Below are 9,181 nucleotides of genomic sequence, written 5' to 3' on the forward strand. Positions count from 1 at the left end.
GGCGTCAGTCGCGGTGCCGCACCAGTCCGTCGAAGGCGAGGGAGGTGACCGTGTCGGCGAGGGCGGCGCCGTCGCTGCCGTCGCGGAGCCACTCGGTCATCGAGTTGACCATCCCGAAGACGAGGCGGCTGGCGAGGAGCGGGTCGACGTCGGGGCGGATCGCGCCGGTGTCCGCGGCCTCGCGCACCATCTCCGCCAGCCGGTGGTCGATCTCGCGCCGGCGCGCGAGGGCGTGCTGCTCGGCCGGGGTGTTGCCCCGCACCCGCAGCAGCAGGGTGACGGCGGGCAGGTGCTCGGCCAGTACGACGACGCTGCTGCGCACGGCGGCCCGCAGCCGCTCCTCGGGCGTGCGGGACCGGTCGGCGTGGACGGTGTCGAGGGCGCCCGCGAGCTCGTCGAGCGCCTCGTCGAGCGCGCGCTCGAGCAGGTGCTCCTTGCTCGGCACGTGGTGGTAGATCGCCGACTTGGTCAGCCCCAGCTCGCGAGCCAGGTCGCCCATGCTCGTGGCGTCGTAGCCTTGCCGGTTGAAGAGCTCGATCGCGACGCGCAGCACGGTCTGCTGGTCGTGGCCGGGCCGGCCCCGTCGCACGGGCTCTGACATGGATGAACGTTCTCACGACCCACCACGCGCGAGCGGAGGACCACACCGTGCTCGACCTGACTCCCCAGCCCGGCGACCTCGACCCGATCGAGACCGCACCGGTCGAGGAGCTGCGCGCGCTGCAGCTCGAGCGGCTCCATTGGTCGGTGCGCAACGCCTACGACCACGTCGCGCACTACCGGCAGGCCTTCGACGAGGCCGGCCTCGGCCCCGACGACGTACGGTCGCTGGCGGACCTGGCCCGGCTGCCGTTCACCACCAAGGCGACGCTGCGCGACAACTACCCGTTCGGGATGTTCGCGGTGCCCCGCGAGGACGTCGTACGCCTCCACGCCTCGAGCGGGACGACCGGCAAGCCGACCGTGGTGGGCTACACGCGCGACGACCTCGACATGTGGGCCGACGTGGTGGCGCGCTCCATCCGGGCCGCCGGCGGACGCAAGGGGATGATCCTGCACAACGCCTACGGATACGGGCTCTTCACCGGCGGGCTGGGGGCACACGCCGGCGCCGAGCGGCTCGGCTGCACGGTCGTGCCCGTCTCCGGCGGGATGACCCAGCGCCAGGTGCAGCTGATCCTCGACTTCGAGCCCGACGTCATCATGGTGACACCGTCCTACATGCTCTCGATCCTCGACGAGCTCGAGGCACAGGGCGTCGATCCGCGCTCGACGTCGCTCAAGGTCGGCATCTTCGGCGCGGAGCCGTGGACCAACGACATGCGGCGCGAGATGGAGGAGCGCACCGACATGCACGCCGTCGACATCTACGGGCTCTCGGAGGTGATCGGTCCCGGCGTGGCCAGCGAGTGCGTGGAGACCAAGGACGGCCTGCACGTCTGGGAGGACCACTTCTACCCCGAGGTCATCGACCCCGTGACCGGTGAGGTGCTGCCCGACGGCGAGGAGGGCGAGCTGGTCTTCACCACGCTGACCAAGCAGGCGATGCCCGTCATCAGGTACCGCACCCGCGACCTGACCCGGCTGCTGCCCGGCACCGCCCGCAGCATGCGGCGGATGGAGAAGATCACCGGTCGCACCGACGACATGATCATCCTGCGCGGGGTCAACCTGTTCCCCACCCAGATCGAGGAGATCGTGCTCGGCATCCCGACCCTGTCGCCGCACTTCCAGTGCCACCTCGACCGCGCCGGGAACCTCGACACCCTGACGGTCCGCGTGGAGCGGCGCGACGCCACCACCGACGCCGAGGCCGCCGCGGCGCAGGCCGAGCTGAGCAGGCGGATCAAGGCGTCCATCGGCGTGAGCGTCGGGGTCGACGTCGTCGACGTCGCCTCCATCGAGCGGTCGGTCGGCAAGATGCGCCGCATCGTCGACCACCGCGCGGCACGCTGATCGGGGGATGTTTACCGGCAACGGGCCGGTGGGGGCTACAGTGGGGACCAGCGTTCCAGACGCCGTGTCGCTGTGATCACCCCCGATCCGCCGGACACCGCGCACCTGGCGCCCGCTCCACACCTCCACGCCGTGGCGTGCAGGCAGAGCCGCACGGGCTCGCCTGTCCACGACGCGTACCCGAGTCCGGGAGGACACCTTGGCCCAGCGCCAGCGTCAACGCGGCAACCGCCGCACCCCTGCGCACGCCCGCCACAAGGACAACGAGGGCATCGTCCCCGTCCTGGCGCGAGCCGTCCGCGAGCTCGAGTCGGCCGTGCAGCGCGGTCCGCTCGCTCCCGGCCAGCGGGTGCGCTTCCAGGTGGTCGCGCTCCTGGTGCGTGAGCACCGCAGCGACGTACGCGCCTCGACCGAGCTGACCGACGCGCAGAAGGCCGACGAGCTCAAGCGCCTCGACGGCATCGCGACGATCCTCGCCAAGACCGCGACCCGCGACCCCTCCCTCTTCGGCCTGCTCTCGGAGGAGTCCGTCGTCACCGACAGCGCCCGCGACCTGCGCCTGGAGATGCTGCGCAAGGCCGGCGTCGAGGTCGCGCCGGAGGAGCCGAAGCCCGACGACGAGGCCGGCCCGGGGCTCGGCGAGCGCCGTGTCGTGCCGCAGTCGGTCCTCCAGCACCAGCTGGCCAACCCGTTCCTCAAGCCCGACTTCGGCATCGGCCGCGAGCGTCGCTCCGTCCACGGCCGGCTGTCGTCGTGGGAGCTGCTCGGCCCGTTGTTCCGCTCCTTCGAGCTCGGCGGCTCCTCCTCGTGCATGGAGCTGCCCGAGGCCACCTCGCTCAATGCTCCGGGCAAGCTCGAGCTGATGCCGCACCAGGCGCGGATGATCGCCGCGGCCGCGGAGGGCCACCGCACCTTCCTGCTGGCCGACGAGCCCGGCCTCGGCAAGACCGCGCAGGCGCTCCTCGCCGCGCAGGCCGCCGACGCCTACCCGCTCCTCGTGGTGTGCCCCAACGTCGTCAAGACCAACTGGGCCCGCGAGACCGAGCGCTGGACGCCGCGCCGCCGCGCCACCGTGATCCACGGTGACGGGGACCGGGTCGACGCCTTCGCCGACGTCATCATCGTCAACTACGAGATCCTCGATCGCCACGTCGACTGGCTGGGCTCGTTCGGCTTCCGCAGCATGGTCGTCGACGAGGCCCACTTCATCAAGAACAAGACCTCGCAGCGCTCGCGCCACGTGCTCGAGCTCTCCGAGCGGCTCCGCGCCCGCACCGCCCGCCCGCTGCTGATGGCGCTGACCGGCACGCCGCTGATCAACGACATCGAGGACTTCCGCGCGATCTGGCAGTTCCTCGGCTGGGTCGACGACACCAAGCCGCTGGCGCGGCTGATGGAGTCGTTGGAGGAGACCGACCTGACCCCTGCGGACCACGCGTTCTACCCCGCGGCCCGCAAGGCGGTCATCGACATGGGCATCGTGCGGCGTCGCAAGGTCGACGTCGCCGAGGACATCCCGGCGCGCCGCATCGCCGACATCCCCGTCGAGCTCGACGACGAGGACACCCGCTCGATCCGGGCGGCCGAGGAGGACCTCGCCCGGCGGCTGGTCCAGCGCTACAAGGCAGCGCTCGAGACCCGTCGTACGGGGTCCGTCGTCGACGGCATCGACCACGAGCTCGTCCGCCGCGTCGCGACGTGGGAGCGCGAGGAGATGGACCAGGGCACGGGCGGCGAGAACGTCTTCTCGATGTTCCGCCGCATCGGTCGCGCCAAGGGCGGCCTCGCCGCCGACTACGCCGCCCAGCTCGCGCGCAACGTCGGCAAGGTCGTCTTCTTCGCCCGACACGTCGACGTCATGGACATCGCCGAGGAGACCTTCACCCGCCGCGGCCTCAAGCACACCTCGATCCGCGGCGACCAGTCTCCCCGCGCCCGTGAGCGGGCCATCGACGCGTTCGTCAACGACCCCGACGTGCACGTCATCGTCTGCTCGCTGGCCGCGGCCGGTGTCGGCGTCAACCTGCAGGTGGCCTCCAACGTCGTGCTCGCCGAGCTCTCGTGGACCGACGCCGAGCAGACCCAGGCGATCGACCGCGTGCACCGCATCGGCCAGAGCGACCCCGTCACCGCGTGGCGCATCATCGCCGCGCAGACGATCGACACCCGCATCGCCGAGCTGATCGACTCCAAGGCGGGCCTCGCCGCCCGTGCGCTCGACGGCTCCGACGAGGAGGTCGGGTCCTCGGCCAACATCCAGACCGAGGCCCTGGTCGCGCTGCTCACCGACGCGTTGGAGCGCGAGCTCGGCTGATGAGGTCGCTCGGCCCTTGTCCGGGCCGGTCTGCTCCGGTAGGCCTGTAGGCATGAGTGAGGAACGCGAGACCTACCTCGACATGTCGATCGACGACGAGGACCAGCTCCAGCCGGGCGACACCCTGGACGACGGTGACCTCGAGGACGTGCTCGACCGGGGCTACTCGCCGCCCGACCGGGCGCCGAAGGGCTACGACGACTACCCGACCGAGGCCGAGCGCAGGCAGGGGGAGTCCCTCGACGAGAAGCTCGCCGAGGAGGAGCCCGACATCGACCCGTATGCCGAGGACGACCGCGACGACGACCGCGAGGACGAGAACGCCCTCGACGAGCAGCTCGGACTCGACGAGGCCGACGAGCGCACCGGCCGCCTCGTCGCCCCCGACTCCGGACTGGGGGCGGACGTCGACAAGCAGGAGGTCGCCCACGACGTCGGCATCGACGGCGCCGGCGCCTCCGCGGAGGAGGCGGCCATGCACATCACCCGCGAGCCCGACCCGGACGCGAGCGGCGACGACTACTAGCACCGACGCCGCTGCTCCCCTCGCGCGGCGAACGCTTTCTCACACGGCGAGCGAGGGGAAGCTCCACGCCCGTGAGAGGACCTCGGGTCGCGGGCGGTAGAGCCGGACCAGGTAGTTCCAGCCGTCGGTGATGGGGAGCGAGTTGCGGGCCGGGTCGCCGTCGCCGCCGAAGCGGACCGTCACGCTGCCGTCGTCGTTGCGGGCAGCGGTGATGCTGTTGAGGCTGTAGGCGTCACGCTCGTTGGGCTCGAAGTAGCCCTCGGCGTTGTAGACCGAGATGGACCAGAAACCGTCGACCGGTACGTCGGGGCCCACAGTGAGCTCGTACTCGCCCACGGGCAGGCCGGGGGAGACCCCGACGTAGGTGGCCTCGGCGTCCGGCAGCCCGCCCCAGCCGGCAGCGGAGCCGATCAGGTGGTGCACCGGGTCGACGTCCTCGGCGCGCCCGAAGGTCGACTCGAAGGACGTCATGTCGGCGGCGAGGCTCAACAAGGCCTGGCGGGTGCGGTCCAGGCTCGCGGTGTCGTAGTCGGGTGCGGTGAAGGCGCGGCCGCCGGTCACTTCGAGCCTGAGCTGGTCCTGCAACGCCGCGACTGTGGCGAGGTCGCCGGGGTCCCGCGGGTCGACCAGGGTACGAGCCGCGAGCACGACATGGTCGCTGCCCAGGTCGGCGGCCGTGAGCTCGTACGTGCCGTGTTCGTGGATGACCCGGTTGATGTAGTGGTCCTCGTTGACCGCCATCACCGACAGGTAGCGGCCGCCGGCGTCAGGCACCGTGAGCGTCGCTCCGTCGCCGACGTCGACCACCGCGAAGCTGTAGAGCGTGTCCCGGTTCATGCGGATGACGGTCTGCCGGTCGACCGGCGCCGGAGTGCGGTTGTGCGCGAACCTGTTGACTCCGCCGGCCTCGCGCTGGAGGTCGGTCATCATGCGGTGGGTCTCGGCCCGGGCGAAGTTGTCGACGTTCACGTTGATCGGGGTCACGTCCGGATCCTGCGGGCATGGATGAGGCGTGTGTTCACCCGCTTCAGGTGATCGCGGCCGCGGGGTGCCGCCAGACCCTCGCCCGGTTGATGGGCCCGACCATCGGGTGTACAATCGAACACATATTCGAGCGAGCGAGCTCGGGCCCCACCTGATCGCCGACCCTCCGGCTGCACACACCTCCTGACACCTGGCCCCTCCTGTTGTCGACGCGCCTGCGTGGCGTGGAGAGGTCGAGCCGTGAGTGCCATCCCAGCCGAGGACGACGCCGTGTGGCGGGCGCCCGGTGTCGACGCCGAGGCGTCGCCACGGGTGACCGCACTGCTGCGACGTCTCGACGACGTGCTGGGGGATCTGCAGGAGCTGGCGATGGGCGGGCTGGTCGACCCCGACGTGGAGCGGCTGCTGATGGCGACGACCGTCGCGTCGAGCCGGCTGGCGGCGGTGGAGTGCCGGAGCGCTGCGGAGGCCGACCGACGGCGGTTGGGCGAGGTGACCGGTGCCCAGCACACCCATCAGTGGTGGTCCGGCCTGAGTCGGCTGACGCGGGCGGAGGCCTCCCGGATGGTCAGGCTCGGTCTGGCGCTGCAGCGCGACGTCCACGCCCCTGTGGCAGCCGCGCTCGCCGACGGAGAGGTGCGGGTCGACCAGGCGCGCGTCATCGCGGAGTCCGTCGACGCCCTCCCGGCCCGGGTGGACGCCGAGACCCGCGGGCGTGCGGAGGCGGCGATGCTGGGGTTCGCGAGCAAGCACGACGCCCGCGACCTGCGACAGATCGGCAAGCGCATCCTGGACGTCGTGGCTCCCGAGGTGGGGGAGTCGCACGAGGAGGCGGTCCTCGAGGCCGAGGAAGCCCGAGCGGTGGCCGGTGTCGAGCTCACCCTGAGCGACGACGGCAACGGCCGGTGCCACGGTCGCTTCACCGTGCCGTCCCACATCGGCGCGATGTTCAAGCGTCACCTCCTGGCCCTCGCCAACCCGGCGCGGCACACCGAGGCCGAGCTGCGCGACGAGTCCGGCGACCTCAAGCCCCTGCGCCGGCGTCTCGGTGAGGCCTTCATCGAGTACGTCGAGCGCTACCCGGTCGCAGCCACCCCGCAGACCGCAGGGGTCAACGCCACGATCGTGGTGACCATGACGCTGGAGCAGCTGCTGGCCGAGCACGCCACGGCCCTCCTCGACGACGGCTCGCGGATGTCAGCCGGGCAGGCGCGCCGGATCGCCTGCGAGGCCGGGATCATCCCCGCCGTGCTCGGCTCGGACTCCCAGCCCCTCGACCTGGGCCGCGCGGCCCGGCTCTTCACCAAGGCCCAGCGGGTCTCCCTCGGCCTGCGCGACGGCGGCTGCACGGCCAAGGGCTGTCAGACGTCGGCGTCCGGCTGCCACGCCCACCACGACGATCCCTGGTCCCGCCTCGGCCTCACCGACCTGGCCAACGGCCGCCTCCTCTGCCCCCGCCACCACCGCTTGGCCCACAGCTCCCGCTACGCCATGACCGTCCACGCCGACAACAAGGTGTCGTTCGCCAGGAGGACGTAGGCCGGTGGTCCGCAGGTTCTTCACTTTCCCCATTGGCTGGTAGTCACACCGGTCGCTCGCGCACCGCCGAGCGGTGCGCCAAAGGGTTGCTGCACAGCGCCGTGAAGGCGCGCGGGCGCGTCCCTACGCCGCCAGTCGAGCCCGCTCGACGATCACTCAGAGGCGAAGGCCCATCAGTCCGCGGCCGTCGGCCCGTGTCAGGCGTCGCCCTCAGCCGCCCAGGCTTTTGCAGCTGCGAGGTCGGTGAGGGGGAACGCCCGCGCCTGCCCCGGCCACAGGATGCTGAACATCTTGATGGCCGGGCTGGCCCACCGCGCGTCGGTGACGATCGCAATTCGTTCGAACGATGCTGGGTGGCGCAGGCCGAGCTTGAGGTCCTCCCACGCGGCGTCACCCTCGTACTCGTCGAACTCGGGACCGAGCACGTAGACGAGGCGCGCCTTGCCGTGCTCCGCGACCGCGCTCTCGATCGCGGGGACGAACACATTGAGGTAGTCGTGAAGCTCGACGTCTCCGATGGCCTCGAACCCCAGGACCCCGGCTGGCATGTCGTCAAGAAGACGGATCATGATGAGCACTCTGGTCGCGGGAAAGTGCCGACGTCAACAGCTTGCCGCCAAGGTCGGCGAGCGGAATGTCGGGCGCGCGAGTGAAGGCCTTGCGTAGCGCGAGGGTCGGTCCGCGCTGGAGCGTCAATCCGCCGCATGCGAGCGTCGGATGCCCTTGAGGCGTCAGTAGTCGGCGGGCGCAGGGGGAGCCGTCAGGCACCGTCCTTGAAGTCAAAAGAAGGGTTGCAACCGATATATCCGGTCTGCAGGGATGGGACACCTACCGTCGAGTGGCACACTCGCTGCATGACATCGGCTCCGTGGCTGCAAACGGGTGGTAGCCATCGGTGTTTTGCCTGCGAGACTGCATCCGCCCGGGCGGGTCGTGGCGGTGATCCCGACTGGTACAGCGCTGACCTACGCGAATCTCATCGAGTCCTGTGGAGCAAACTCCTTCCCAGTGGCCAGCCCCTCGAACTCGAGACAGATCGATCGGGATACCTGAAGATCGTCTCGCTCCCAGGTCGCCACACTCTCGGTAGTGACAACTTTGCCACCACGCATGCGAACGCCCTCTCGACGTTGTCTCGCGGCCTCGACGACTTCGCTGAAGGGCACTTGTGCGCGTTCTGCACGATCGGCGGCTACATCATTTTTCCCAACGGTCTCGCACAGCAATCATCGACTCGGGTCAATCAGGACGCACGACGCTGGACCGTGAACCAGGCTCGCGGGATGGATCGCCGCATCGCGGACAGATTCGACCTGACCCTCGTGGCCATCAGCATGTTCTACGCCGGGACAGTCGACCGTGCACTGAACCCGATCGGAGACGTCCTCGAAGCGTATCGATGGTGGTTCGACCTCTTCGGAGAAGGAACGGATGGGTTCCGCAACTACGCTGACTTCTTCTTCTTGACGCCGTTGCTCGACGTTGACGGATCGGTAAGGCCGTTCGGGACGCTGCCGTTGGCCTTTAAGGACGCGCTGCCAGCTAGTGACATGGCCACGTATCGCACATACGTCACTGATCAGCTGGCGTTCGTCCGTGCTCGGAACGAGCTCATCGATCAGTGGTGGAGCCACTCAGACGGCTAACGGCGGACTCCTGCACATCCGGTAGATCCCACTCGCAGGCAGGTGGCCCCGCTGGACCGTCGTTGGCCGGTCGTGTCGCGGCGGGGACGGCTGCCGCGAACAGGCGCCCACTCCGCCGCCTGTCGGGGACATCCGAATTTGCTTGTTATGCACGTGATCCTTCAGGACATTTCGACCAGCCGTTGTGGCTGCCCGTCGACGGAGCTGGAGGCCCCG

The 9,181-nt window shown here is 70.1% G+C and carries 8 protein-coding genes; 5 read left to right on the forward strand and 3 right to left on the reverse strand.

The genetic code is table 11. The features are described 5' to 3' along the window. Positions 1 to 4: 4 nt before the first annotated feature. On the reverse strand, positions 5 to 601 hold the full coding sequence (locus tag Q1B24_RS20290; protein WP_299932126.1) for a TetR/AcrR family transcriptional regulator: 597 nt from the start codon (positions 599 to 601) through the stop codon (positions 5 to 7). Positions 602 to 648: 47 nt separating this feature from the next. Between Q1B24_RS20290 and paaK the strand changes: the two genes are divergently transcribed. The 3 genes from paaK to Q1B24_RS20305 all read left to right on the forward strand — a co-directional run bounded on the left by paaK (position 649) and on the right by Q1B24_RS20305 (position 4,796). Further along, the gene (paaK, locus tag Q1B24_RS20295; RefSeq protein WP_299932129.1) at positions 649 to 1,956 is read left to right on the forward strand and encodes a phenylacetate--CoA ligase PaaK; all 1,308 of its coding nucleotides are present in this window, start codon (positions 649 to 651) and stop codon (positions 1,954 to 1,956) included. 199 nt (positions 1,957 to 2,155) lie between these two features. Next, entirely contained in the window at positions 2,156 to 4,270 is a 2,115-nt protein-coding gene (locus tag Q1B24_RS20300; protein WP_299932132.1) for a DEAD/DEAH box helicase, read from the forward strand. A 52-nt stretch (positions 4,271 to 4,322) separates the two neighbouring features. Next, entirely contained in the window at positions 4,323 to 4,796 is a 474-nt protein-coding gene (locus tag Q1B24_RS20305; RefSeq protein ID WP_299932135.1) for a DUF5709 domain-containing protein, read from the forward strand. Positions 4,797 to 4,835: 39 nt separating this feature from the next. Here Q1B24_RS20305 and Q1B24_RS20310 read toward each other — a convergent pair whose 3' ends face one another. Beyond that, positions 4,836 to 5,780, reverse strand: coding sequence for a DUF1214 domain-containing protein (locus tag Q1B24_RS20310; RefSeq protein WP_299932138.1), 945 nt, complete (start codon positions 5,778 to 5,780; stop codon positions 4,836 to 4,838). 240 nt (positions 5,781 to 6,020) lie between these two features. Here Q1B24_RS20310 and Q1B24_RS20315 point away from each other — a divergent pair, with 240 nt between their 5' ends. Beyond that, positions 6,021 to 7,319 carry an HNH endonuclease signature motif containing protein gene (locus tag Q1B24_RS20315; protein ID WP_299932141.1) on the forward strand — a complete coding sequence of 433 codons (1,299 nt, stop codon included), beginning with the start codon at positions 6,021 to 6,023 and terminating at the stop codon, positions 7,317 to 7,319. Positions 7,320 to 7,516: 197 nt separating this feature from the next. On the opposite strand, the gene Q1B24_RS20320 is transcribed toward Q1B24_RS20315, so the two are convergent. Continuing rightward, a complete protein-coding gene (locus Q1B24_RS20320) occupies positions 7,517 to 7,888 on the reverse strand; it encodes an STAS/SEC14 domain-containing protein (RefSeq protein ID WP_299932144.1) in 372 nt (123 codons plus the stop codon). A gap of 285 nt (positions 7,889 to 8,173) precedes the next feature. Here Q1B24_RS20320 and Q1B24_RS20325 point away from each other — a divergent pair, with 285 nt between their 5' ends. Further along, entirely contained in the window at positions 8,174 to 8,965 is a 792-nt protein-coding gene (locus tag Q1B24_RS20325) for a hypothetical protein (protein ID WP_299932147.1), read from the forward strand. Positions 8,966 to 9,181: the final 216 nt, after the last annotated feature.

The sequence above is a fragment of the uncultured Nocardioides sp. genome, from assembly GCF_947488025.1.
GTDB lineage: Bacteria > Actinomycetota > Actinomycetes > Propionibacteriales > Nocardioidaceae > Nocardioides.